This is a genomic window from Bacillus sp. MM09(2025) (assembly GCF_050496725.1).
In the GTDB taxonomy this organism is placed as follows: Bacteria; Bacillota; Bacilli; order Bacillales; family Bacillaceae; genus Bacillus; species Bacillus pumilus.
Window position 1 is genome coordinate 2567042 of record NZ_JBNWEN010000004.1, and the last position, 23543, is coordinate 2590584.

Annotated in this window: 32 protein-coding genes; 29 read left to right on the forward strand and 3 right to left on the reverse strand. The window is 41.5% G+C overall.

The genetic code is table 11. From position 1 onward, the window contains the following. Positions 1-42 precede the first annotated feature (42 nt). Genes ACQYAC_RS19235 through ACQYAC_RS19280 form a run of 10 tightly spaced genes read left to right on the forward strand, consistent with a single transcriptional unit; the run spans position 43 to position 6264 of the window. On the forward strand, positions 43-1209 hold the full coding sequence (locus ACQYAC_RS19235; RefSeq protein ID WP_429943918.1) for an XkdF-like putative serine protease domain-containing protein: 1167 nt from the start codon (positions 43-45) through the stop codon (positions 1207-1209). A 23-nt stretch (positions 1210-1232) separates the two neighbouring features. Then, positions 1233-2162, forward strand: a complete 930-nt coding sequence (locus tag ACQYAC_RS19240; protein ID WP_106048419.1) for a phage major capsid protein — start codon at positions 1233-1235, stop codon at positions 2160-2162. 5 nt (positions 2163-2167) lie between these two features. After that, a complete protein-coding gene (locus tag ACQYAC_RS19245; RefSeq protein WP_429943919.1) occupies positions 2168-2545 on the forward strand; it encodes a YqbF domain-containing protein in 378 nt (125 codons plus the stop codon). A 5-nt stretch (positions 2546-2550) separates the two neighbouring features. Continuing rightward, positions 2551-2943 (forward strand): protein YqbG, encoded by a 393-nt coding sequence (yqbG, locus tag ACQYAC_RS19250; RefSeq protein WP_119124902.1) that lies wholly within the window; start codon positions 2551-2553, stop codon positions 2941-2943. Further along, complete coding sequence (locus ACQYAC_RS19255) at positions 2940-3296, forward strand: DUF3599 family protein (protein WP_429943920.1); 357 nt, start codon at positions 2940-2942, stop codon at positions 3294-3296. Before yqbG ends, ACQYAC_RS19255 begins: the two co-directional genes overlap by 4 nt. Beyond that, positions 3293-3799 carry an HK97 gp10 family phage protein gene (locus ACQYAC_RS19260; RefSeq protein WP_341016201.1) on the forward strand — a complete coding sequence of 169 codons (507 nt, stop codon included), beginning with the start codon at positions 3293-3295 and terminating at the stop codon, positions 3797-3799. The genes ACQYAC_RS19255 and ACQYAC_RS19260 overlap by 4 nt, the downstream gene beginning before the upstream one ends. Before the next feature lie 4 nt (positions 3800-3803). Beyond that, positions 3804-4259, forward strand: coding sequence for a phage tail terminator family protein (locus ACQYAC_RS19265; protein ID WP_429943921.1), 456 nt, complete (start codon positions 3804-3806; stop codon positions 4257-4259). 40 nt (positions 4260-4299) lie between these two features. After that, positions 4300-4470: a hypothetical protein gene (locus ACQYAC_RS19270; RefSeq protein WP_225310411.1), complete on the forward strand. Its 171-nt coding sequence runs from the start codon at positions 4300-4302 to the stop codon at positions 4468-4470. A gap of 2 nt (positions 4471-4472) precedes the next feature. After that, positions 4473-5819: a phage tail sheath family protein gene (locus ACQYAC_RS19275; RefSeq protein ID WP_429943922.1), complete on the forward strand. Its 1347-nt coding sequence runs from the start codon at positions 4473-4475 to the stop codon at positions 5817-5819. 1 nt (position 5820) lies between these two features. Then, complete coding sequence (locus ACQYAC_RS19280; protein WP_044139480.1) at positions 5821-6264, forward strand: phage tail tube protein; 444 nt, start codon at positions 5821-5823, stop codon at positions 6262-6264. Positions 6265-6539: 275 nt separating this feature from the next. Here ACQYAC_RS19280 and ACQYAC_RS19285 read toward each other — a convergent pair whose 3' ends face one another. Continuing rightward, positions 6540-6629 (reverse strand): putative holin-like toxin, encoded by a 90-nt coding sequence (locus ACQYAC_RS19285; RefSeq protein WP_074041930.1) that lies wholly within the window; start codon positions 6627-6629, stop codon positions 6540-6542. Between the two features lie 152 nt (positions 6630-6781). Here ACQYAC_RS19285 and ACQYAC_RS19290 point away from each other — a divergent pair, with 152 nt between their 5' ends. The 19 genes from ACQYAC_RS19290 (at position 6782) to ACQYAC_RS19380 (ending at position 21751) form a co-directional block, all read left to right on the forward strand. Further along, positions 6782-7231, forward strand: coding sequence for a phage tail assembly chaperone (locus ACQYAC_RS19290; RefSeq protein ID WP_429943923.1), 450 nt, complete (start codon positions 6782-6784; stop codon positions 7229-7231). A gap of 23 nt (positions 7232-7254) precedes the next feature. After that, positions 7255-7407 (forward strand): hypothetical protein, encoded by a 153-nt coding sequence (locus ACQYAC_RS19295; RefSeq protein WP_234898342.1) that lies wholly within the window; start codon positions 7255-7257, stop codon positions 7405-7407. Between the two features lie 3 nt (positions 7408-7410). Next, the gene (locus tag ACQYAC_RS19300; RefSeq protein ID WP_429943924.1) at positions 7411-12366 is read left to right on the forward strand and encodes a transglycosylase SLT domain-containing protein; all 4956 of its coding nucleotides are present in this window, start codon (positions 7411-7413) and stop codon (positions 12364-12366) included. After that, positions 12359-13021, forward strand: coding sequence for a LysM peptidoglycan-binding domain-containing protein (locus tag ACQYAC_RS19305; protein WP_073979144.1), 663 nt, complete (start codon positions 12359-12361; stop codon positions 13019-13021). The genes ACQYAC_RS19300 and ACQYAC_RS19305 overlap by 8 nt, the downstream gene beginning before the upstream one ends. Before the next feature lie 11 nt (positions 13022-13032). After that, a complete protein-coding gene (locus ACQYAC_RS19310) occupies positions 13033-14130 on the forward strand; it encodes an XkdQ/YqbQ family protein (RefSeq protein WP_429943925.1) in 1098 nt (365 codons plus the stop codon). Continuing rightward, the gene (locus ACQYAC_RS19315; RefSeq protein ID WP_144491120.1) at positions 14127-14408 is read left to right on the forward strand and encodes a DUF2577 family protein; all 282 of its coding nucleotides are present in this window, start codon (positions 14127-14129) and stop codon (positions 14406-14408) included. Before ACQYAC_RS19310 ends, ACQYAC_RS19315 begins: the two co-directional genes overlap by 4 nt. Then, positions 14408-14833: a DUF2634 domain-containing protein gene (locus ACQYAC_RS19320; protein ID WP_429943973.1), complete on the forward strand. Its 426-nt coding sequence runs from the start codon at positions 14408-14410 to the stop codon at positions 14831-14833. Before ACQYAC_RS19315 ends, ACQYAC_RS19320 begins: the two co-directional genes overlap by 1 nt. Next, on the forward strand, positions 14826-15869 hold the full coding sequence (locus ACQYAC_RS19325) for a baseplate J/gp47 family protein (RefSeq protein ID WP_429943926.1): 1044 nt from the start codon (positions 14826-14828) through the stop codon (positions 15867-15869). The genes ACQYAC_RS19320 and ACQYAC_RS19325 overlap by 8 nt, the downstream gene beginning before the upstream one ends. Beyond that, entirely contained in the window at positions 15856-16779 is a 924-nt protein-coding gene (locus ACQYAC_RS19330; protein WP_429943927.1) for a YmfQ family protein, read from the forward strand. The genes ACQYAC_RS19325 and ACQYAC_RS19330 overlap by 14 nt, the downstream gene beginning before the upstream one ends. A 12-nt stretch (positions 16780-16791) precedes the next feature. After that, positions 16792-17175, forward strand: coding sequence for a phage tail protein (locus ACQYAC_RS19335; protein WP_429943928.1), 384 nt, complete (start codon positions 16792-16794; stop codon positions 17173-17175). 17 nt (positions 17176-17192) lie between these two features. Then, a complete protein-coding gene (locus tag ACQYAC_RS19340) occupies positions 17193-18320 on the forward strand; it encodes a hypothetical protein (RefSeq protein WP_178897068.1) in 1128 nt (375 codons plus the stop codon). A 4-nt stretch (positions 18321-18324) separates the two neighbouring features. Beyond that, positions 18325-18699 carry a hypothetical protein gene (locus ACQYAC_RS19345; protein ID WP_429943929.1) on the forward strand — a complete coding sequence of 125 codons (375 nt, stop codon included), beginning with the start codon at positions 18325-18327 and terminating at the stop codon, positions 18697-18699. Then, positions 18696-18839: an XkdX family protein gene (locus tag ACQYAC_RS19350; protein ID WP_429943930.1), complete on the forward strand. Its 144-nt coding sequence runs from the start codon at positions 18696-18698 to the stop codon at positions 18837-18839. The genes ACQYAC_RS19345 and ACQYAC_RS19350 overlap by 4 nt, the downstream gene beginning before the upstream one ends. 59 nt (positions 18840-18898) lie before the next feature. Then, positions 18899-19111, forward strand: a complete 213-nt coding sequence (locus ACQYAC_RS19355; RefSeq protein WP_034620157.1) for a BhlA/UviB family holin-like peptide — start codon at positions 18899-18901, stop codon at positions 19109-19111. Positions 19112-19123: 12 nt separating this feature from the next. Then, entirely contained in the window at positions 19124-19387 is a 264-nt protein-coding gene (locus tag ACQYAC_RS19360; RefSeq protein WP_429943931.1) for a phage holin, read from the forward strand. Between the two features lie 51 nt (positions 19388-19438). Continuing rightward, positions 19439-20251: a peptidoglycan recognition protein family protein gene (locus ACQYAC_RS19365; protein ID WP_429943932.1), complete on the forward strand. Its 813-nt coding sequence runs from the start codon at positions 19439-19441 to the stop codon at positions 20249-20251. Between the two features lie 129 nt (positions 20252-20380). Next, on the forward strand, positions 20381-20887 hold the full coding sequence (locus ACQYAC_RS19370; RefSeq protein WP_429943933.1) for a hypothetical protein: 507 nt from the start codon (positions 20381-20383) through the stop codon (positions 20885-20887). Beyond that, a complete protein-coding gene (locus tag ACQYAC_RS19375) occupies positions 20877-21371 on the forward strand; it encodes a hypothetical protein (RefSeq protein WP_429943934.1) in 495 nt (164 codons plus the stop codon). The genes ACQYAC_RS19370 and ACQYAC_RS19375 overlap by 11 nt, the downstream gene beginning before the upstream one ends. Before the next feature lie 185 nt (positions 21372-21556). Then, positions 21557-21751 carry a hypothetical protein gene (locus tag ACQYAC_RS19380; protein WP_429943935.1) on the forward strand — a complete coding sequence of 65 codons (195 nt, stop codon included), beginning with the start codon at positions 21557-21559 and terminating at the stop codon, positions 21749-21751. Here ACQYAC_RS19380 and ACQYAC_RS19385 read toward each other — a convergent pair. Together ACQYAC_RS19385 and ACQYAC_RS19390 are read right to left on the reverse strand one after the other, a co-directional pair. Further along, positions 21739-22677: a DUF6414 family protein gene (locus ACQYAC_RS19385; RefSeq protein ID WP_429943936.1), complete on the reverse strand. Its 939-nt coding sequence runs from the start codon at positions 22675-22677 to the stop codon at positions 21739-21741. The genes ACQYAC_RS19380 and ACQYAC_RS19385 overlap by 13 nt on opposite strands. 135 nt (positions 22678-22812) lie before the next feature. Next, on the reverse strand, positions 22813-23543 hold a 731-nt coding region (locus ACQYAC_RS19390; protein WP_429943937.1), incomplete at its 5' end, for a hypothetical protein.

Genomic DNA, 23543 nt, shown 5'->3' on the forward strand with positions numbered 1-23543 from the left:
TGAGTGCAAAGTGCGCTTTTTTTTTGAAAGGAGGTGAATGAATTGCCACGCGAATTGATAAATGCAAAAATCACACACGTTTCATACGTGGACAAGGCTGCTAATCAAAAGCAGTTCTTTTTTATGAAATCAGAAAAACAGCCAGACTTTCAAAAAGAGATCAAGGTCATTGCGAAGGCCGATGATGTGCAGCGTCTTGTGTACGGTATTGTATATGAGCCGCATGTGGAAGATGCACATGGAGATTTCATGACACCAGAAGAAATTGAAAAAGCCGCTCATGGGTTCCTGAAGGATGCACGTGAGATCGACAAGCAGCACGACTTCCAAGGTGGTGTCGGAGAAGTCGTTGAATCTTATATCGCTCCTTCCGACTTTGAAATGGGCGAGGAGATTATCAAGAAAGGATCGTGGGTCCTTGTGACAAAGGCTTCCGAAGATATTTGGAACCAGATTCAAAAGGGTGAGATCACCGGATATTCAATGGCCGGAACAGCAGACATAGGAAAACAAGAGGATCACAAGCCAGCTTCTGATGAGAAGGGGCTTTTTTCTTTGCTCAAAAACTTCTTTTTATCAAAAGGAGAAGTAAAGAACCGATACGACAAAGGCCGCATGCGTCGTGAGTTTTGGGCGGCACAAGATGCACTGAATTCCGTTTTGTATAAATGGGATTCTTACGACGATGAAGACTTGGAGACTGATCCTAACAAGGTTAGGTCAGCACTGCAAGATTTTGTGGAAATCACACAAGAGATTTTGCTTACTGATGACTTAGCGGGGATCCAAACTGATCCACCTGAAGCTGTCGCAAAAGCTGGTAAAAAGTTTTCAGCTGCTAACTTAACGGAATTGAAAAATGCAAGAGCCGCTATCGACAATCTGTTGAGTCAAGCGGAAGAGAAGGAGGAGAACGAAGAAGTGAAAAAAGAAGATCTGCAAAAGATGCTAGATGACACAATTGCACCGGTTGTAAAACGACTTGAAGACCTTGAAAAAGGAGAAGGCGAGCAGCAACATGATCCGCAAGAAAAACAAATTGATGAAGAGGTCGCAAAAGAAATGGCCGCAGCTGTAGAAAAGGCACTGGCTCCAGTTGTTGAAAGAGTCGAAGCCCTTGAAAAAGCACGTCCGCAAGGTAATGGCGTAGAGGATGCACAACAACAAGACTTACAAAAATCTGAAACGGTATGGGGCGGCTTGCTTTAAGCCGAGAAAAAGGAGGAACTAGAGTGAGAAATCAAGAGGTAATTAACAAAGCGGAAGTGACGCTTGGGACGTTAAAAACAGGCGGTCTAATGAATCCAACCCAATCTAGCACATTTATTCGTATGGTGCAAAATGCACCAACACTGCTACAAGATGCACGTGTTATTCCAATGGATAGTGATGCACAAAAAATCGAAAAAATCGGTTTTGGTCAGCGGATTCTTCGTCCTGGTCAAGAAGGTGTAGGTTTAACTAATGAGCAAAAGACTGCGCCAACAACAAGCACTGTGGAGCTTAATGCAAAAGAAGTCATCGCAGAAGTAAATATCACATATGACACGCTTGAAAATAACATCGAGGGTGATAATTTACAAAATACTATCATGCAAATGCTTGCTGAGCGTGCAGCCGTTGATATTGAAGAATTGATTTTGAATGGTGATACGAAATCTAGTGATGCATATCTAGCGCAACTTGATGGTATTCGTAAGCAAGCAACATCTCATATCGTAGATGTAGCTGGTGAACCACTTACACGCCAAGTATTCAAGGAAGGTTACAAAGCTGTTCCGCCAAAATACTTGCGAGTTCCACAAGAATTCCGTTTCTACACTTCTCCAGGTCAAGAGGTCGAGTGGAAAGACAAAGTAGCGGATCGTCAGACAGGTCTCGGAGATGCCGCTGTTCAAGGCGGGCTTTCCTCTGCATTCGGTGTACCAGTCAAAGGTATTGCAAACATGCAGCCTTATGGAATTGAAGAGGGCGGCACAGATGTTTCGGACATTTTATTGACTCATCCAAAAAACATTATCCTTGGCTTCTCTCGTAACATCCGCATTGAAGTTGATAAGGACATCCGTAGACGTAAATTCATCATTGTGTTGACTGCGAAGCTCGACAGCAAATTTGAGGAAGAGGATGCTGTTGCTAAGATCATCAAGGTCAAGGAGTGATCAACATGTATACAGCTGAATTGATCAAGGGAAAGACATACTCTGTGATGGGGCATGTCTTTCTTTTAAATCAGGTGAAAGAGATTGAGAAAAAGGTATTTCAATATCTCGATGGCAATGAGTTTTTCAATTGTACAGAAGTGAAAGCTCCTGTTGATGATCCAAAAACGGATGATCAACCAAAAGAAGATGATAAGCCTGTGAAAGAGGAAGAAAAACCGCAACAAGAACAAAAAATCTACACTGAAACTGAATTGAAGGAAATGAAAAAAGATGGACAAGAAGCCGTTATTGTTGATCTTGGCGGCGATCCGTCTGAGTTCAAGAATGAAAGTGAAAGAATTGCCTTCATCCTCAAGCAACAAGAAAAAACAGGAGAGTAAGGCCGATGCTGATCTCTCCTGAAGAAGTTAGGGCGTATAGCGTATTCGAGAGCGTGAAAAACCGCTCTGACGAACTCTTAATCAGTGACATCATTGAGGCTGAAGCTGAGGTATTTAAGATTGCAGGTCATGATTTCACAAGTGAAAAATATCAGCCACTTCCTGAAAAGGCGAAGATCGCATTGATTAAAATGGCGCAGTTCTTCGCACTGATCAACGGGGATGAATCAATCATCAAAGGGTACAAGTCTGAAAAGATTGGTGACTACTCTTATACACTGGCAGACGGGAACGCCGTTTCAAAGCCAGATGTGTATAACCTGTTGATAGATTTCATTGAGCCAGGGGAACCGCCAGAAGATCCAGGCAACGTCAAATTAAGGTTGAGATCGCTATGAGCTATCAATCATTATTAACGGATCGATGCGATATATATCACTTGCAAACAGAGCAGCTGTCAAAAGATCGCTATGGAATACCTGTCCAAGATGCGCAGCCGCTCTTTTCATATCCTGATGAGCCTGATCAAGTTGATCAAGCATGTTACTTCACAGAGAGAAATCAAAACATCACACAGCAGGAGCCAAACGCAACCATTCATCAATCATATCTCGTTCATTTTCCTATTACCGCTGATGTCCGAGTAAATGACAAAGTGGTATGGGAAGGTGTGACATTGAAACTGCAAAAGCCCAGACGGATCAAAAACCATCATATTGAGGTGGTAGCAATGAGGAGTGAAAGCCTATGAGGATTGATGGTTTAGATCAGTTCATAGAGGACTTGAATGCAGCTGTTAATGGCGGCTTGCAAGCTGAATATGAAGAATGGTTGGAAGCGATGGGTTATGAGTTCCTTGATATTGTTCAAGATGAAGTTATCCGAACAAAAACAGTGGATGCTCGGCGTTTGCTCAACTCATTCCAAAAAGGAGACCAAGAAAACGTATTTTCTATGAGCAGTGGCGGTCTAACGTTGGATGTTGGGACCAACTTGGAATATGCATCTTACACAAACGATGGACACTTTACCATTGATCCCTCCAAGAATCAGGACAGACGTTGGGTTCCTGGCAGATGGGTTGGTGATCGTTTTGAATATGACCCAAATGCCGAAACAGGGATGCTCTTGAAATTTCAATGGGTTGAGGGCAGCGGCTATTGGGACAATGCGTTGGCTATCTTTGAACAGATGTTTGAACAATCACTAGATCGCAAGCTGCAGCAATGGATTGATGAGCAATTTGGGCGGTGATTAGATGAATCAAGAAGTCGGCGCTATCATGAATTATTGTTACAAGCAGTTTCCGGTGAAAGTATATGAGAATGAGATTCCTGAACAGTTCCAGGTCCCTTCAATGTACTTTCCAGCAGCATGGGTCAATACAAGAAACGATACTGTTTCAACGTTTCTCAAAACATACACGCTGCATATAAAAGTGTTTCACAAGGACTCTGAGCAGGCTCATGATGCGGCAGAAACAATCGTTGATGCCTTGTCAGCTGATCGGAATATTATTCAGATGGTCAGTGTAGAAGGTGAACCGCTCGATCAATATGTTCGCATTAAGAGGGCAGAAACTAGGAATGGTGATCAAGGCGTGGCAACGATTGTCCTCACATGGGATAGTGCCTATTGGTACAACCGAGACGAGCAACCGAGCCTAGACGACATAAATTTTTCAGACGGGGTGATAAAAAGTGGCCAAGAATAAAAATGAATCACAGGTGAAAGAAGAGAAAGCCGCACCAGTTATTCCAAAGGAACCTGGCTTTTCATTTGAAGCCTTAAAGGAGCACAGCAAGGAATTGTTTGGCGTAAAGCCTGAAATCCTTGAGGGTGCTCTTTTTTATATCAAAGATCAACCAATTACAAAAACAGAAGCAAAGAAGCAGATTGATGCTTTTTTGTCTAAGGAGGTTTAAGCATGAATGGAGGTACTTTTACGCCAGGTACAGAAAAGAAGCGTCCTGGTATCTACTTCAATTTCAAAACCACAGCACAGCAACGTATCACGTTAGGTGATCGCGGCACCGTTGCACTTCCAATCACAATGAGCTGGGGAGAGCCGAAGACGTTCATCTCTATCTCAGGCATCGAGGACTTAAATAAAAAAGTCGGATTAAACATCGATGACAAATCACTGCTTCTTTTCCGAGAAGCGAAGAAAAAAGCACAAACGGTTCTTTTATATCGCTTGAATGAGGGTGAACCTGCAAAGGCTCAGATCAGCGAGAATTTCAACGTTCTTGCTAATTATGGTGGACAGAAAGGGAATGAGGTCACGATCCAAGTCACTGAAAACGTATTGGATAGCTCCAAGCGTGATGTGGTGACATACGTTGGTACAGACATTGTTGATAAGCAGGTTGTCACTGATGTCAAAGAGCTGAAGCAAAACAAATATGTTTCGTTCTCTGGTGAAGGTGAAGTGACGATTACCGCTGGCGTAACACTAAGCGGTGGGAAAAACGGCGTGCCAAGTGTCGCAGACTATACAGCTTTCTTAGAAGCAGCTGAAACAGAATACTTTGACGTAATTGCGCTACCCAATAACACTAGCGAGCAGTTAAAAGCGACATTTGTGGCTTTCATCAAGCGGCTGCGTGATGATCAAGGACGTAAGGTGCAAGGTGTTTTGGCAAACTATCCGGCTGATCATGAAGGAATTATCAATGTCACAAGCGGTGTGCTGCTAGAAGACGGCACAGAGATCACACCAGCCAAAGCAACTGCATGGGTTGCCGGTGCATCTGCTGGAGCAAACTTCAATCAGTCATTAACCTTCGTTGAATACGAAGGCGCAGTCGATACGTTAGAGCGTCTTGATAATGATCAAGTGGAATACCGTTTATCACAAGGCGAATTCTTGTTCACGTTTGATGCGAGAGATCGCACAGTGAGCGTTGAGAAGGACATTAACTCCTTAACGACTTATACAACCGAGAAGAACAAGACATTCGCTAAAAACAAGATCATTCGTGTGCTCGATGCGATCAACAATGATCTCACACGTGAATTGAAGGATTTAATTAAATTACGCAAAGCAAATGGCAATGACATTCCGGCATCGGATGATGGTCTGCAGCTGGTGAAAACACTCATCACGCAATATCTCACGCAGCTCCAAGATGGATCTGGAATCACTGGCTTTGACTCTGAAACTGATATTACGATCGCTTTGAATGAAGATCGTGACGGTTTCTTGATTGATCTAGCTGTTCAACCTGTTGATGCAGCTGAAAAATTCTATTTCAATGTAGAGGTGAAATAAGATGGCTTTTAAAGCGCAGAATACCATTTCAGGTAAGGAAGGGCGTCTTTTTCTCGACGGTGAGGAAATGGCGTTCATCAAAACGTTTGAAGCGAACGTGGAGAAAAACAAATCAGAGGTCAATGTCATGGGCCGTCGTATGACCGGTCACAAGACAACCGGTGCGAATGGTACTGGCACAGCGACTTTTTATAAAGTCACGTCGCGTTTTGTACAGCTCATGCTGAATTACGTGAAGAAGGGACAAGATCCGTACTTCACCATTCAAGCTGTACTGGATGACAAATCATCCGGCCGAGGCACAGAGCGTGTCACATTGTTTGATGTGAACTTTGATTCTGCAAAGATTGCGGGGCTTGATGTGGATTCAGAGGCACTGGAAGAAGAGGTTCCTTTCACGTTTGAGGACTTCGATCTTCCTGAGAAGCTGAAGGATTCATTCTAAAAAAGATAAAAAAAGTAACACTTTTTTGTGTAAAAAATTATCGTTATGTTATAATGACATCATAATTAAGTTCGTGTAATATACTAGGTTACACTGGACTACACGAGCTTACACAGAATTACGTTTACATGCAAAGCATTTTGCATACAATAAAAAGAAGCCAGGATGCGCTAACATCCCGGCAATGTACAATGAGGCCCTCAAGGGGCTGGCTTATCAATCTGATAGTATTAAGGATAGACTTTCCCTTTTACCTACCACAGCTCAAGGGGAGTCTATTTTTTATTTATATACGTCAACAAAGCAAGGATAAACATCCCGAATAAAAGCATTAGGGAAATCGCTTGGAACGTTGACATGAGCATCACCCCCTTTCTATCGGGGATGAGCCAGACACCCTTGAGCAAGCCGTTCAATTGTACGAATTATATTATACATGAAAAGATTGGAAAGCACATTCAAAAAATGGATGTGCTTTTTTGCATTCAAAAAAACAAATCAAAGGGAGTTTTTAAACATGAGCGAAAAACAAACAAACAACACATATGATCTTTCATTCTTTATGCCAGGACAAACAACAGAAGTGGAAGAGGTCAAATCCATTATCTCAAAACGTTTCGTTGATAAAGAAGGTAAAGTGATTCCATTCGTATTCAAAGCGATCACAACAGAGCGCATCGATGAACTAGAGAAAGAAAACACGACTTTCAAAAATGTTAAAGGTCGTGGACGTGTGAAAGACTTGGATTCTCAACGTTTCTACGCACGTATTGCGGTTGAATCTACTATCTATCCAGATTTCAAATCAAAGGAATTGCGTGAAGCATACAGCACACAAGATCCAGTCGAAGTGGCAAAACGGGTCCTGTCAGTCGGCGGTGAATATGCGAACTGGTTAAACAAAGCTATTGAGGTCAACGGTTTTGAAGACGAGATTGAGGACCTTGAAACAGAAGCAAAAAACTAATAAAAGACGGGGACAAAGAGGCTGTGTATCTGTATTACTGCATGCATGAGCTTCATTACTCCCCGTCTGAACTCATAGAGGTCTATGAAGCGCCAAGGGAATTCAAGGCCTTTTTGTTTGGGTTGATAGCCCACAAACTTGAAGTGTTAGAAAAAGAATCGAAGAAAGGGGGATAAGACATGGCTCATTTGACAGCTCGGTTTGATTTACAAGACCGGATCACGCGTAAATTGCGTTTGATTAGAGGAGATATGGAGAGGCTTGATAGATTGCGTCGCAGATCAGAGCGGCCAATCACTTTAAGGATCAGGGACAATGCGACAATCGCATTAAGACGTGTGCAGCGGTTTGTATTGCGTGACCTTGCTCGAACATATCAGCTGACACTGGATGTAAATGATCTGGCCACAAAAGCATTGAGAAAGTTCAATGGCTTTTTACAACGCAAGATGCCGCGTACTCATAGCGTGCTGATGCGCATTAAGGATCAGGCAACACCAGGGCTTGTCAGGCTGCGTCGTTATATCAACCGTAACTTTGGCAAAGTAGAACGGTTTGCCATAACGGTCTATGATCGGGCAACAGCGGGAATCAAACGTATTGCATCCTATGCAGCACGTCAACTTGGTCGAGGCTACAGCTATACCATTAGAGCCGTTGATATGGTCCGGCGCACGGTAAGCCGTATAGCGTCGTATACTCGGAATACCCTCGGTACTGAATACAGGGTGGCGATTAATGCGATTGATCGTTTCACCGCTCCAGTTCGTGGGGCTGTCTCATTTGCAAATACCCATTTGGGACGGACTTACACAACCACAATTAAGGTCCTTGATCTTATCACAAAGCCATTACGGGGGATTGTGTCAGCTGTAACCAGCACACTTGGATTGCTTGGAGTCGGTGCCGGTGCAACAGGTGGTATTGTTGTGCCGCTCAAAATGGTTGCAGATCGTCAGAACATGACCACTGCGTTTGAAACTTTGCTAGGTAGCAAAGGGAAAGCAAATGCACGTCTGGACGAACTGACAGTCTTTGCTGGTCAAACACCATTTACACGTGACGAGATATTTGAGTCATCTCGTGTCCTCCAAGTATTCACAGGCAACGCCCTTTCTACGACTGAGGGATTGAAGCTAGTCGGGGATGTTGCTGCAGGTGTTCAACGACCGTTTTCCGAAGTTGCGCTATGGATGGGGCGTTTATATGACGGCATTAAATCGGGGCGTCCTATCGGTGACGCAACGGCTGCTCTTCAAGAAATGGGGGCAATCTCTGGTGATGCCAGAGGTAAGCTCGAAAAACTTGCAAAGAGCGGCAAGGACATAAATAAAACGTGGCCTGAAGTTACAAAAGAGTTTGGCAAATACAACGACATGATGATCAAAATGTCGGACAACCTAGCCAACTTATTCCTGGGTGTTAAATCATTCATCAATAACAGCATCCTTATGCCTTGGGGTAAAGGACTTGCAGCCGCGTTCCAACCCGCTCTTGAAGCATTTAGAACGTGGCGTGGGGAATATTCTTTTGTACTCACTGACCTATCAAACAAAGCTGAAAAAGCGGGTAAGAAATTCGCTAATAGCTTCCTTGATCCGACCAAAAGCGTATTCGGATTTATTGGTGATCAGTTCAAAATTTTGTTCCCAGGAGAAAAACTCTCCAAGAAGCAGACACAGGAACTCAAAGTGAAATTTAAGGATAACCCCAAATTGAAGAAACACTTTGAACAGCTTGAGAAATATCGAGATATGAGCTTTGAGACAAGGTGGAAGCTCGTCCTTGATAACACGAAAGACGTCTTTGGCGAATGGTGGGAAAAGACAGGAAAGCCTGGTCTTTTCAAAATGGCCGAGAATGTCGGGAAGACTTACGGTGGCATCATAAACGGTGTGATCAATGGTCTGCTTGGTATTGATGACAAATCATCCGAGGACAGTTTCACTGATGCAGGAGCCAAAGCAGGAAAGATATTCATTGAATCGTTTCTTGAAGCACTTGATCCTGTGCAATTAGGTATTCGGATCGCCAAGAAGATTGGCGAGATCAACTGGAATGCCCTTACTGGCGAAGGTTCAATTGCCGGTGCGCTGATTGCCAATGCGTTTGCACTCGCCTTCCTTGGAAAAGTGGCCACTTTATTAAAGCCACTTAAATCCATCATTTCAGGAGCCTTTGCTCTCTTCAAATGGGGCAAAGGTTTAAACGGAGGATTAGGACCAGGAACAAGCGGCGGTATAATTGGCGGAATTGGAGGAACAAGACCTCCAAGGAACCCAAGACCACCTGAATATCGTCAGCCTTGGATCAATAGAGGTGAGCCAGTAAGACCAACCACACCAAACCAAGGGCGTGGCGGTGGTGGATTATTGGGGAGTATCGGTAAAGGTGCAAAGAGCATCGGAAAACGTATACCTATTCTCGGCACTCTTATTGCAGCCACAGAACTTATCGGTATGAATAATGACAACAAATTCGAGAAGATCGGTGGGTTTGCTGGTAATCTGGGCGGCGGTATCGGTGGAGCTGCACTAGGTACATTGATCGCGCCTGGAATTGGAACAGCGATCGGTGGAGTATTAGGCAGCATCTTTGGCGGTGATCTTGGCAATTGGATAGGAAAGATGTTCGACAACGGAACCATCCAAAAGAAATGGGATGAGCTTGTCAAAGGCGCGGAAAATGCAGTCCAATGGATTAAAGAAACATGGAGCACTGTTTCCGGTTGGTTCAATGATAATGTTCTAACACCTATCACAACGTTCTTCGAAGATACATGGACATGGATCACAGAGAAATGGAGTCAGCTTTCTTCATGGTTCAATAATAACGTGTGGATACCGATTTATAACTTTGCAGTTCCAATCATCAACTTTATAGTTGGTGTTTTTGTCGTGGGATGGGAATTGATTAGTACCGTCTGGGGAGCTGCAGCAACTTGGTTTAATGACAATGTTTGGACTCCATACGGACAAGTGGCGGTCGCTGCGATCACCCTTGTCTGGAACAAGATTGTTGAATTGTGGAATTGGATACAAATCACATGGTCCGTTTTCTCAGCATGGTTCATGACCTATGTATGGGAACCATTTGGATCAGTGGCGATTGAAGCCATTGTAGGGGTGTGGACTAAGTTGACTGAGTTCTGGAATTGGGTTCAATTCGTTTGGGGCGCATTTGCGGTGTGGTTCGATACTTTCGTCTGGCAGCCGTTTAAAACATACGCTTTGCCAGCCATCATGTTTATCTGGGACCAATTTAACAGTACATGGAACCGGATTAAAACATCATGGGTGGTGCTGGCTACCTGGTTTGATGAGTACGTGTGGCAGCCATATAAAAAGTATGCAGAGCCAGCGATATCCTTCGTGTCAACAAAATTCGATGAAGCATGGAAAACGATCAAGGGTATCTGGAAAGTTGCGAGTGCATGGTTTGAAGAGAAAGTATTTAATCCATTAAAAAAACATGCTGATGCTTTGAAAGCGGCTTGGCAAGGAATTTTTGGAGTCGTCGGAAAAGTAATTGATAAAATGAAAGAAACCACCGGAAATGTATTTAAAATCTTTGAAAAAAAAGGTGAAGAAAAGACAGGGTATAAAAAAATAGATCAGAAAGCCACTGGTGGATATATCACAAAACCAACAATTTCATGGATCGGAGAAGCAGGGAAAGAATTTGTCATCCCAACTGAAAACAACAAAGGGCGAGGGAAAATGTTACTTGCTCAGGCTGCATCACATCTTGGAATGTCAGTTGTGCCAAGCGGTGCATCACCAACCTCTCCAGCAGGTTCATCATCTCCTATGAGACCGGCAGCTGCTTCATCAGTTTCCACGTCTGCAAGTGGATCGGTATCAATTGGTGAGACTGGCAACGCATCAAAATACGGGGAACAGTTTAGCACTGACTTTGAAAAAGGGTTAAACAGCAAAGTCGTTTCACTTGAACAGTGGAAACAAGCTAATATCAAGCAGCCATTTACTCAAATTCAGGCAGCGACTCCGCAGTATGGAGCACAAACTGTCAGTGGCTTTGCCTCAGGTCAAAACATGACACCAACTGGCACAGGTCAATTCTTAGATCAAAATGTAAGGCAACCCTTCGTATCTGCTCGACAAGAGTCACCTACATGGGGAGCTGGAATGATTGACGCCTTTAACAGCGGCATGCGTTCCAAAGGAAGCGAAGTGACACAAGCAGCCAAGGACATGGCCAAGAAAGTGGAGCAGGCGTTTAGGGAAGAGCTAGACATTCACTCCCCTTCACGCGTCATGATGAGTCTTGGAAAATTCGCATCGATTGGTGTCGTCAAAGGTCTTGATTCAGTTGACGTGAAGAAATTCGCAGAGAATCAAGCCGGTTCCTTAATCGCTGCATTTAGTGGTATGGGTGCATCTAACCTGAGTGTTCAACAGTGGCTGATGGCTGCTTTAATGGCAACCGGCACATCTATGAGCTGGCTACCTGGTTTGATGACGATCGCACAGAATGAGTCACGTGGAAACCCGAAAGCGATCAACCTATGGGATTCAAACGCCAAGAGAGGAACGCCGTCTAAAGGATTAATGCAGACCATTGATCCGACCTTTAATTCTAACAAGGCAAGCGGCATGAATGACATCTGGAACCCGATCCATAATGCTGCAGCTGCTATCAATTACATCAAAGGCAGATATGGAAGTGTCTATAATACGCCTGGATTGAGAAGCATCAGAAATGGTGGACCATATAAGGGGTATGCAAACGGTGGTCTAATCACACAAGAACAAATCGCTAGAGTCGGTGAAGGAAACAAGCGTGAATGGATTATTCCTGAAGAGCGTGGCATACGTGGTCGCTACTTGTTGGCTCAAGCTGCACAGGCTTTAGGAATGGACGTATACGATCCGGCCACTGCTGCATCATCTGAGCTTTCACAAGGGCAGGTGCAAACAGTAACAGCTGGCACAGCAAATGCACCGTCTGCTTCAGGTGGATCAAAACAGATCATCATTAATTTTAATGGTGAGCAGCATTATCATAATGGCCAAGATGCAGAAAACCTTGCAGAGAAGATCAAGCAGATGCTCATTGATGAGTTAGAGAATGAAATCAACACAGGAACGAAGGGAGTCGTGATCGATGGCTAAATCAAAATATCAATTGTGGATTTCGCAAGGGAAGGACAAATTACGATTCCCTGTTCTTCCTGAGAAATTGGAACTCAATAACAACGTACAAAATGAAACGGTAAAGGTCGCCTCTTTTGGCGAGCTCACATTCTTGGATGTACCAGGGGCTCGCCAAATTTCATTTACAGCCTTTTTTCCGAAGAAGTATACACCGATCGCTGAATATAAAAGCATTCCATCACCAGAGAATGCAATTGCCAAAATAGAGCGGTTCATGAAGTCAAAAAAGCCTGTACGCTTTATCGTTACTGGAACCAAAATCAATATGCAATGCAGCATAGAAAGCTTCAATCACAATGAAGGTACGTATGACGTGGGCGATCGTGAATTCACGCTGCAGCTGAAAGAATACAAAACAGCATCACCTAGAAAAATCAAACGGAAAGCCAAAAAGAGCAGCAAAAAACGCAGCTCAAAAGGCGCACCAAAAGTGTACACCGTTAAAAAGGGTGATACATTGTGGGATATTTCTGGTCGCTTCTATGGTGACAGCACAAAATGGCGGCGCATTTGGAATGCAAATAAAGCGGCGATGATCAAACGAAGTAGACGCAATATTAGACAACCAGGGCATTGGATTTTCCCTGGTCAAAAATTAAAAATACCACAATAGGGGGGCTGACATTGATTGAGCTTTTTGCCATCAGAAGCGGCACCATGTACGAGCTTGTGACAGAGAGCGTGACACTTCGGGGGCAAAGGTATCAAGCTCCCCGATCTATACAAGCAACTATCGTGACTCAACAGGGTTCACAAAAATATTACAGCATCAAAGAAGGTGACACTGTTCTTTTCAAGTGGAAAGGAAAAGAACTCTTTCGAGGAACAGTCTTTGCAAGGACGCCCAAGGATGAAAAGCTCACTTTTACTGCTTATGACATGCTTCAGTATTTGGTGAAGAACCAGGATGTATATGTCTTTGCAAACAAGCGGGCTGATCAGATAATGAAGCGGCTTGGTCAAGATTTTCAGATCCCGATGACGTCAATCGCTAACACTGGCCATGTCATTAAATCGCTTGTATTCAAAAACGATACAAGCCTTTATGACATCATCTTGCAGGCTCTAAGGGAAACAAAGAAGCAAACAGGACGTAACTATCAAATCTATTCTGCTAAAGGCAAGATGGGGCTGAGAGCATGGCCTGATCCGTCCGAAGTATGGGTAATTGAGTCAGGCGTCAATCTCATTGATTATCAGTACAGCACTTCCATTGAAGAAACGGCCACACGTGTGAAAATGAGGGCCACACGTGTGGAAAAAATCAAAGTTTTAAAGAAGGAAAAAAAGAAATCGAAGTCTACAGACAAAGATAAAGAAAAAGATAAGAAAACGACAAAACCTACGAAGCCGAAAACTGTCACGCAAAAGAAAGATATTGAGATGTTGGCTGTGGCGAGTGATAGTGCTGCAAGAAGCAAATACGGCATCTTGCAGCACGTTGAAAGAGTGTCAGGGGAGATCAACCAAGCACAGCTGCAAAAGCGGGCTGATGTTCGTCTCTCACAGAAAAAGGGTGTAAAAAAAGAACTTAAAAGCATCCAAGCTCTAGGTATTCCTGAATTACAAAGCGGCATGCCTGTCCGCATCATCATCCCTGATATCGGCATCAAGAAAACGTATTGGATCGATCAAGACAGCCATGAATTTAAGGGAACCAAACACACCATGATAATTGATGTCGTTGAAAAAAATACAATCCCAACGGGGAACCAGACATGAAACTAAGTGAGGCAATTAAGCGATTGGCCGTCAATGCTGTGGATGCACAATCGCCAACTGACTTGATACTTGGTGATGTGGTGTCTGTTTCCCCTCTTAGTGTTCGACTCAATGAGAATGACAAACTCATCATTCCTGAAGAACTTCTCATCTGGCCAGCCCGCTTAGACGAGGGAGAAGATGATGAGCTAGAAGAAGGCGATAGTGTCATGGTCCTTGCGATGACAGGCGGCCAAACGTTTTACATCTTAGATAAAGTAGTAGGAGGTGGTTCATGATGGCACTCTCTCCAGAAGAAGAAATTGAAGATTTTGAGGAGGATGAAGATGATATTGTTGAACCTTCGACCACCTATCGCATTGACTTCACATCTGGCTGTCTAACCAATGAAAAGATTAATGGTCTTGATGCCATTCGCCAATTCGTCTATATGGCTTTGCGAACGGAACGATATTCACATGCCATATACAGCCATGATGTTGGTTGTGAGGTGCAGGAATCCGTATCTGATGAAGAAGCAACAGACGAATACAAGGAGATGGAGATTCCGCGTCTAATTGAAGAAGCACTTCTAGTTGATGAAAGAATTGAAAGTGTGCAAGATTTTGAGATTACGAAAGAAGGGGCAACTTTTAAAGTGGTCTTCAATGTTGTGACAGATGAAGGAACCTTGGAGATTGAGGAGGTGATCGGAGATGTTTGAGGAACAATCGTATGAAGCCATCATGGAACGCATGTTGGAACGTATACCCGATGATATTGATAAACGTGAAAACAGCGTCATATGGAATGCGTTGGCTCCTGCAGCTGCCGAACTTGCTCAATCTTATATATGGCTTGATCAAGTATTTGACCTTGTTTTCGCGGATACAGCGCAGGGAGAATTTTTAGATAGACGAGCTGCTGAAGTGGGGATCACTCGTAAAGCGGCCACAAGTGCTGTTTGGTCCGTTGAAGTCTCGCCTGAAGGTATTAGAATACCAACGGGATCAAGATTCTATATCGATAATCTGTACTTTCAATATCAAGACGGCACGCTGAGATGTGAAACAGCAGGTTCTATAGGGAACGGGAATTTTGCAGAGCTGCCGCTCCTATCGCTCGATAACATACCAGGACTAGAGTCTGTCATCTTTGAAGAATTGAAGATACCAGGGCAAGAGGAAGAAGACGATGAAGCGCTGTATGAACGGTACTTGATGAGGGCAAGGCGAGAAGCTGTCAGTGCCAATAGAGCACATTATAAAAAGTGGGCTGAAGAAGTTGAAGGAGTTGGCAGGGCAAAGGTTTTTCCTCTTTGGAATGGTGAAGGCACAGTAAAAGTTGTCATCACTGACGGGAATTTTGATGTGGCGACGGATCTGCTCGTCAATAAGGTCCAAGAGTACATTGATCCAGTTCCAGGGGAAGGGGAAGGCCAAGCACCAATCGGGGCTACTGCCACTATTGAAAGCGCCAAGTGGAAAGATGTTGAGGTGTCCGTATCTGTGGAGCTTAAAATGGATTACTCCATTGAGGATGCACAAGAGGAAATTGAAGAGAAGGTCAAAGCGCTTCTAAAATCACTTGCCTTTGAAGAAAATGTGATCAGAATGTCAGCGATCAATGACATTTTATATCATGCGGATAGTGTGTCTGATTATGCGGATGTATTAATCAACGGTGAGGCAAAGAACTTACCGCTTCAGGACATTGAGATTCCACGTCTAGGGCAGGTGATCGTCAATGAGCAAGTATGATGATATGAAAGCCTATTTACCTTCCTATCTAACGGAGATCACAGATTTTGATGAGCTCATGAAATCCGAAGCTCCTGAGATGGAAAAGCTAGACGATTCTATTTTTGATATGACTGATCAACTGTTTCCGATCACTGCCACGTGGGGGCTTAATCGATGGGAAAGGATGCTGAAAGTGCAGCGGGAGTCAGGTGATTCAATTGAGCTGCGCAGGGCACGTATTTTGAATCTCATGTCCAACATTCCGCCGATCACGTATGCATCACTAGAAAGAGCAGTGAACCGGTTCTTGAAGAACCCTAGCGCAGTGGTTCGTCTAACGACAGGCCGCTATCATTTCTCTTTACGGGTGAATCTGGATGATTTGCAAAACACGAGGTACATTGTAGAAACGCTTGAAAACTTAAAGCCTGCGCACTTGGCTTACAAATTCACAAGCGTTCATCATACGGATGTTCATGAAATCAAAGACTATTATAACCGGCTCACACTGCGCAGCAGAGTGGGTTTTTTTGATCACATCCCGATTCTGCTGAATGGAGAGTTTTTACTGAATGGCACTTTTTATTTGAGCGGATCGCGCAATTCAAAAGACATTCCAGTGCGCTTTCGGCAATCTTTAAAGCTGGCCATGAAGCTCAAAAAAGAAATGAAAGTTTCTGGCCGTACAAGATATGTCATGGTAGGAGCCAGAAACGAAACGGATCAACAAGCAGCTCTTACGCTTCGATCAGGCTTCAATCATGTTAGGAAAGAAAAAAAGAAGATGACATTCCGCATGGATGCTCATGTATCAAATGATCAGAGTGGAAGTGTAATCATTAAGCAGAAATATTGGACGCTTGATGGATCGGTACCGCTCGACGGTTCAAAATATCTAGCTGCCACGTCCAAACAAATAGATTTATAAAGGAGGATCATAATGGCTGATCAATTAACCGTAACATCGCTTTATGCTCGCCAACAAATGGCGAAGGCTAGAGCGGAGGGAACTAAGCTCACGAAAGTGGTCAAGATGGCTTTTGGGAATGGCGGAACAAAGGACGGGAAACCAATCTCCTTGGATGGCACAGAACAAGAATTAAAGAGTGAACTTGTTCAAAAGGACATTGATTCCTATAAATTTATGGAACCAGCCAAAATTCGCTACACCTGCACCATCGCTGAAGGGGAGCTTGCTGGAGAAGTCATCAACGAATTAGCTCTTGTTGATGAAGATGGAAAGTTTACGGCCATCCGTACCATGACAGACAAGCAAAAAGACGGTGACATTGAATTCATCTTTGAGATTGATGATATTTACTAGGAAAGGAGTGCTCATGGATGGATATTAAATCTCCTAAAGTGTTTGAAACAAGTGACAAGGCTCATGCGGATCTGTTCAATGACATGGTTAATGTGTTGCTTGAAAATGACTCTGGACTGTTAGATCAGATCATTGGCCATATTGATGACACCAAGCCACATGCATCTGCAGCAGAGAAGAAGAAATGGAATGAATCACAGCTATATAAGATCACAGCTGATGACGGCAAATACTTGATCTCTGTTCCGGCTGACGGAAGTATTTTTGATGCAATCAAGGACAAGGGAACCTGTACTTTTATCGCTTCTCCAGGTGTAGAAGATTCCCCTGCGCCTAGTAACGCTTATTTAAGAGGAATACAGACAGTTGGCCAAGATAAGATTGGGACTGGTTTTGCGGTAGATACGTCAGGTAATGCGTATTACTTCTACTATAATTCTAGCCATATATCAATCACTTGGACGCAGCTGCCGTCAGTTGCCGAAAGGAATAAATGGAATAATGGTCAGTTATATAGGCTCACACCAAACGATGGAAGAATTGCAAGGGTTCCAAATGGTACCGATATATTTAAACTACCGACAGGTCCTTACATGGGAGCTCAATTGTTGAATGCTCCAGTAGAAAATGATACGAGCTTTTATTACGTTGATGTTTTTGAAACAGCGTATGAACAAAATGAAGTCATATATAAACGCATTATCGCTACAAGATCATTTGATAACATAACTTGGATTGGTACATTCCATGCTCAAGGTTTCAAAGGGTGGGAGAGAATTACCACCAGTAAAGATGCAAAACTCGACTGGAAGTTACCGACTATCAGAAACGGATGGAAAACATATAAGTCTGAGGTCAATAATGACTATCGGGTTCGCGTTGCAAAGGATGCGATGGGAATTGTTTATGTTACAGGAGCCATCACAGGCGGTACACTTGGGGATGTTGGTGCGTTTATGTTGCCAGAAGGGTGTGAACCGCCTTTCCCTCTCTATAATGTTGGCATCGCTTCTAGTACCGGTGGTTTTAAGGGACCGCAATTTAGTAGACAGTATATTGCTACAGATGGACGTTTCTGCATTCAAGACACGAGTAGTAATACTGAGTTTATTGTCGTGAATTGTATGTTTAAAGCAAAGGAGTGATTTTATGAAGCCAATATACGCCTATGATGAAAATTTTAAGTATATACCTGGTGGGGATAAAGAAATACCCGATGATGCTGAAATTCCAGCGGGGTTTACTGATGTACAACCTCAAGAAGGGTTATATATAGCGGAATATAATCCAAAAAGCAAAACATGGAGTGAGTCGGCAACTCAGGAATACATTGATAGCTTGCAAATCGAGCAACCGCCGTATGATATAGATTTATTAAAACAGCAAAATGCGGTGTTAACTAAACAATTGACTGAACTGTCAAAGGAAGCAGCTGCAGCTAAATTACGTGAGGCACAAATGGCAAAACAATTGGCTCAACTCATGACTGAGATTCAGGAGTTGAAGGGTGGTGGAAAATCATGATATATCCAACAGTTGCGGATATTAAGCAGTTTTGGGATTGGAAGTGTTATGGTCCTGAAGACATTGCCTTTTATGTAAACATTGGCTGGATCTCGGCAGATGACTATCAAGACATAACAGGAGAACAATACGAAGTCTAGAAGGGCTTTTTATTTTGCCTCTTTAAGGGGGTGATCAAGTGAGGGAGTAGGTGAGTATGGTGGAAATGGATTTGGCTCAATATTTGATGACACAAGGACCCTTTGCGGTCCTTTTTTGTTGGGTATTGTTTTATGTTCTCAACACGACAAAGGAAAGAGAAAACAAGCTCAATGAGCAAATCGAGGCGCAAAATGATGTGTTAGCAAAGTTTAGTGAAAAGTATGATGTCGTGATCGACAAGCTCGATAAAATTGAACGGAATTTAAAATAGGAGGGAACATTTATGAAAAACTTCGACAAAGGCACGATGATCCGCACGGTGCTTCTATTTATGGCATTGATCAACCAAGCGTTAATTCTATTTGGCAAACCAATCTTGCCGATCAGTGAGGATCAAGTCACTTCGTTGGCTGAGACATTGTACCTTGCTGGCTCAATGATCTTTACAATCGTAACAACACTGGTGGCATGGTTTAAAAACAACTATGTGACTGACAAAGGCAAGTTACAAAAAGAAATTTTAAAAGAAAAAGGATTAACGAAGTAAGGAGCTGCCATGAGGTGGCTCTTTTTAATACATCAAAAGGAGACGATGAACGTGGTAAAAATCATTAAAGATTATATCCCGAAAAGCAACAAGAACCGTCCTGGTAACTACATGAAGCCTTTATATATTACGGTCCACAATACTGCTAATACTAAAAAAGGAGCAGACGCAGCAAGTCACGCAGCTTTTGTTAAACGATCTAATACAGCCGTTAGCTGGCACTACACTGTGGATGAAAATTGTATCTATCAGCATCTGCCGCTAAATGAAAACGGATGGCATGCAGGAGATGGACGAGGAACCGGAAACATGAAGTCAATTGGAATTGAGATTTGCGAAAACGCAGACGGCAATTTTGAAAAAGCGGTTGAAAATGCTCAATGGCTAATTCGTCAGCTGATGCAGGATCAAGGTATTCCGCTGGCCAATGTTGTTCCCCATAAAAGATGGAGCGGTAAACAATGTCCACGAAAGTTGCTTAATCGCTGGGACAGCTTCAAGGCGGGTATTGCAACCGCTCATACAAGTAAAAAGGCAACAGCAAAGCCTGTGAAAGCAACACCTGTAAAAAATACACCATCCAAACCAAAAGCGAGTAAGCCTAAAAAATCGTTTAACTTACCATCTGGCATCATTAAAGTGACCAAACCTTTGACAAAAGGCGCTGGAGTAAAAGCATTGCAGGAGGCTCTGGCTGCTGTGTATTACTACCCGGACAAAGGCGCAAAAAATAACGGCATTGATGGCTACTATGGGCCAAAAACAGAAAATGCCGTCAAACGATTCCAATTGATGCATGGACTTGTTGCTGATGGTATTTATGGCCCGAAGACTAGAGCGAAGCTTACATCGCTTGTGAAGTAGCTAAACTCTTATTATGACTGTAATTTTTAGTAAGAGACTATACAAATAAGAGTTAGAAATATTTAAAATTATTGACATTACGTGGAAACATTCCTAGACTTAAGACATAAACTATTGGGAGTGTAGGACATGGCGTATGAAAATGGCTATAATATATTAGATTATTTTGGAGATAGTATTGAAAAGTACAAAAAGGATAATATGATTTTCACTAAGGCATTAACAATAATAAACACTTTTCAAACTAGAAGTGATTGGCCACATTGTATAGATGAACTTAATATTGCCTTAAATCCTATTATGGGTGAATCTTTTATTGAGTTAGGTGATCGTGGATTTTATCTCGATGATGACAGTATGGAGTGGCCAGAAGACATTCCTGAAAATTATCAACAGGATGCACTTTCATTCTATAGAACTATAGAAACTATTGTGTCACAGTTCTATTTTAAAAGAACTGAACCGTTGAAATTGTTTAGTATTGTTTACTCTAAAGATTTGTATAAAAATATAAGTATAGTAAGATTTTCAAGAAATGACGGGCAATATATAGACTTTGAAATGAATGACCACGATTTAATACAGACAGTAAGTTCTTTAAGAAGAATACTGGAGCAAGATATAGATGAAGAATGAAGCAGGAAACATTGATAGCAAAGTTATTAGACTGCTTCAGTATCAACGTTCAGGGGCAATTTCTAAAAACACGAGAATTAACACTTTTCACTCAAACAATTTAAGCATTGATAGTACCGGAAGTTTAGAAAACGAAGAAATATTACAAGATATTGTAGTACAATTAAATTCAATAACACAATCATTAACACAAATTTCGTCTGGTAAGGAGAGTGATGACACTATGGAAAAGTTAACAGAAAGAATATCCAACCTTGAGAGAGACGTCGCTGTCCTCAAGGAAAGAACCAAAAAACTTGATGATTTACCGACAAAAGCAGAAATTAAAACTTTGTTTACGGATTCCATTAATAATTCAAATATTGCAACAAGAGACCATGTAGATTCAAAAGTTGAACAAGCAACATCTAGTATTATTAAATGGACTATTGCAACCACTTTAACTGTAGGTGGATTAGTTATTGCGATAATTAAATTATTCTGAAAAGAGCCTCTTTCATAATTGAGAGGCTCTTTTACTTTAATCTGCTTTTTCTAAACTTATGAGATCTGCCTGTAAAGACTTACTCGTACTCCAAACACTGCTCCTTTAAAGGAGCTTTAGCACCAAGCTATCTTTGGATGCATAGACTGGTTTATGATATGATGAATTAAAACTGAGGTGAAAAAATGTTTAAGTTTGGTCGTGATGTTATAAAAAAAGCAGTCGATCAGATTAATCTTTTAGATGGCCAGCTTAATAAAACACAAAAAAATAATAGGCTTCGCATGGAGAAACGAAGGAATAATTTAGATAACAAATTTGAAGACTTTGATAAGACAAGAAAAAAAAGAAAAGATTGTTTTAAAGATTATTCAAAATAGATTGCTATTGGACTAACAATATTATCTCCTTCAGTAATAAGTTGCATTGAACCTAATACAACATCAAGAAACAAATTTGGCATCTTATACAACTCATCAGAAGCTAATTCTTCAGTATTAAAACCATTAAATACAGTTTGTTTTGTTGATGAAAAACGACCAAACAATTTAACTTTTCTATTATTTTCTGACCTTAGCGTTAGAGAAGTTGTAGATTCTCGTAAACTGGAATTTTTAATTATCCCTGCGCTCTTTCCTACCTTAATAAAAGAATGATCCTCCAAAATATCAGATAAATAATCACTGTATGCATGAAGTTGTTTTAACACCGAAAGGGTTGGTTTTGCATTATCATGAATAGTTACAACTTTTTCAGCTAAATAAATTAATTCACGCTCTTTAGCTGTGGGTGTATTTTTAGATATGATTTTTTTTGCTTCTTTATAGGTCATTGGAGCATCAAGAATTTCTGCTAATAATAGATTTTCTGTTTTTTCAGGATTACTAAATCTCTTCATAAGGGAAAAATCATTTAATCTTAATTCAGACTCAATGATAAAAAAATCTCCCTCGTTTAAATCATACTCTGTCGTTTTAAGTAGCTCTCTTTCATCAAGTTTATCCATTATTAATGATAAAGAATAATCGTGAAAAGACTTATTCAAAATGTCTTTTTCTCCTTCTAAAAAAGACCGCGATTCATTAAATCCTTCTTGTGCATCGGCTCCTATCTTTCCATTTACATTAAGTGTTAAGAGGCCGATTCTAGCACCAACTTCAGCATTTTTACCAACTACATAACTAGAACCATCACTTTCAGTTTTTTGTGTATCACTATGATGAGAAACATCTGTTGTAAGTCCTTGATCAATTTGTGCTAAGTTGGAGTTCATGAGTTCAGTATCTAAATAAAGTATTTCTTTCATTATAATCCCCCTCTTTGTAAGGTTAATTATACCATCTAATCCTTGTGCAGGTTTGAAATTACTACATGATAACTAAGTTATTAATCTTATCCTTTTAACCATTCATCCCAATAAGGATACAATTGATCCTTGATATCAAAAGCAATCCAAGGAAACAGGAAGCAAAATATAAGCAAGGTAAGAAATATCATTATGAAAATACTTTCTAAAAATAATATGAATGGTTTTTCCCCCTTTTTTTACTGTCGGTAATGCTCTCCTTGTAGTTGACATGATAATGAAGAATGTAATAAGAAAAAGTCCAAGACTCCGTCCAATTAAATAATTTAAAGAATCTTTCCCCCAATTGCTTATAATATAAGCAATTACACTTTCCAGCCAAGATAAAATAGAGTTCATTCCCTCAGAAAATATGGATATGTTGAATTTTAAATCTTTATCAACCTCGATGAGTTCTTTAGGTATAGGTATTAATAGTAAACAAATGATCAGACCAAGTAAAAAAAACATATTTATAAAAGCAAACGTAAATTTTAATTCATTAAATGACCTATTCAGTGTTTTGATTGCAAAAGAAGCCCGGATATAAAAGGTATATCTAATTATAAATATCACTATTAGAATCATATTAAAGAAGTTTAGATAACTAAAATAAATTAATCCAAACAAAATTGAAACAAACAACCATCCAAGGAATTTTGAAATTTCCTTTTCAGTACTCGAGTTCTGAGAAGATTTTTCTACTCTATGTATTATATTATGAGATTGATGCACAGTAGGTTGAATTATTTTATTGATGATCTTTGTTTTACCTATGTTAATTTTATTGCCGTCTCCTTTTACAGATATATTTGGTTTATTATCAC

What these genes read in the sequence shown, in the direction of transcription:
- ACQYAC_RS19260 (WP_341016201.1), top strand. Translation starts at nt 3,293, where the DNA reads ATGAGGATTGATGGTTTAGATCAGTTCATAGAGGACTTGAATGCAGCT.
- ACQYAC_RS19315 (WP_144491120.1), top strand. Translation starts at nt 14,127, where the DNA reads ATGAAACTAAGTGAGGCAATTAAGCGATTGGCCGTCAATGCTGTGGAT.
- ACQYAC_RS19290 (WP_429943923.1), top strand. Translation starts at nt 6,782, where the DNA reads ATGAGCGAAAAACAAACAAACAACACATATGATCTTTCATTCTTTATG.
- ACQYAC_RS19325 (WP_429943926.1), top strand. Translation starts at nt 14,826, where the DNA reads ATGTTTGAGGAACAATCGTATGAAGCCATCATGGAACGCATGTTGGAA.
- ACQYAC_RS19265 (WP_429943921.1), top strand. Translation starts at nt 3,804, where the DNA reads ATGAATCAAGAAGTCGGCGCTATCATGAATTATTGTTACAAGCAGTTT.
- ACQYAC_RS19305 (WP_073979144.1), top strand. Translation starts at nt 12,359, where the DNA reads ATGGCTAAATCAAAATATCAATTGTGGATTTCGCAAGGGAAGGACAAA.
- ACQYAC_RS19280 (WP_044139480.1), top strand. Translation starts at nt 5,821, where the DNA reads ATGGCTTTTAAAGCGCAGAATACCATTTCAGGTAAGGAAGGGCGTCTT.
- ACQYAC_RS19330 (WP_429943927.1), top strand. Translation starts at nt 15,856, where the DNA reads ATGAGCAAGTATGATGATATGAAAGCCTATTTACCTTCCTATCTAACG.
- ACQYAC_RS19275 (WP_429943922.1), top strand. Translation starts at nt 4,473, where the DNA reads ATGAATGGAGGTACTTTTACGCCAGGTACAGAAAAGAAGCGTCCTGGT.
- ACQYAC_RS19345 (WP_429943929.1), top strand. Translation starts at nt 18,325, where the DNA reads ATGAAGCCAATATACGCCTATGATGAAAATTTTAAGTATATACCTGGT.
- ACQYAC_RS19285 (WP_074041930.1), bottom strand. Translation starts at nt 6,629, where the DNA reads ATGCTCATGTCAACGTTCCAAGCGATTTCCCTAATGCTTTTATTCGGG.
- yqbG (WP_119124902.1), top strand. Translation starts at nt 2,551, where the DNA reads ATGCTGATCTCTCCTGAAGAAGTTAGGGCGTATAGCGTATTCGAGAGC.
- ACQYAC_RS19340 (WP_178897068.1), top strand. Translation starts at nt 17,193, where the DNA reads ATGGATATTAAATCTCCTAAAGTGTTTGAAACAAGTGACAAGGCTCAT.
- ACQYAC_RS19335 (WP_429943928.1), top strand. Translation starts at nt 16,792, where the DNA reads ATGGCTGATCAATTAACCGTAACATCGCTTTATGCTCGCCAACAAATG.
- ACQYAC_RS19385 (WP_429943936.1), bottom strand. Translation starts at nt 22,677, where the DNA reads ATGAAAGAAATACTTTATTTAGATACTGAACTCATGAACTCCAACTTA.
- ACQYAC_RS19300 (WP_429943924.1), top strand. Translation starts at nt 7,411, where the DNA reads ATGGCTCATTTGACAGCTCGGTTTGATTTACAAGACCGGATCACGCGT.
- ACQYAC_RS19245 (WP_429943919.1), top strand. Translation starts at nt 2,168, where the DNA reads ATGTATACAGCTGAATTGATCAAGGGAAAGACATACTCTGTGATGGGG.
- ACQYAC_RS19255 (WP_429943920.1), top strand. Translation starts at nt 2,940, where the DNA reads ATGAGCTATCAATCATTATTAACGGATCGATGCGATATATATCACTTG.
- ACQYAC_RS19350 (WP_429943930.1), top strand. Translation starts at nt 18,696, where the DNA reads ATGATATATCCAACAGTTGCGGATATTAAGCAGTTTTGGGATTGGAAG.
- ACQYAC_RS19380 (WP_429943935.1), top strand. Translation starts at nt 21,557, where the DNA reads ATGTTTAAGTTTGGTCGTGATGTTATAAAAAAAGCAGTCGATCAGATT.
- ACQYAC_RS19320 (WP_429943973.1), top strand. Translation starts at nt 14,408, where the DNA reads ATGGCACTCTCTCCAGAAGAAGAAATTGAAGATTTTGAGGAGGATGAA.
- ACQYAC_RS19375 (WP_429943934.1), top strand. Translation starts at nt 20,877, where the DNA reads ATGAAGAATGAAGCAGGAAACATTGATAGCAAAGTTATTAGACTGCTT.
- ACQYAC_RS19360 (WP_429943931.1), top strand. Translation starts at nt 19,124, where the DNA reads ATGAAAAACTTCGACAAAGGCACGATGATCCGCACGGTGCTTCTATTT.
- ACQYAC_RS19370 (WP_429943933.1), top strand. Translation starts at nt 20,381, where the DNA reads ATGGCGTATGAAAATGGCTATAATATATTAGATTATTTTGGAGATAGT.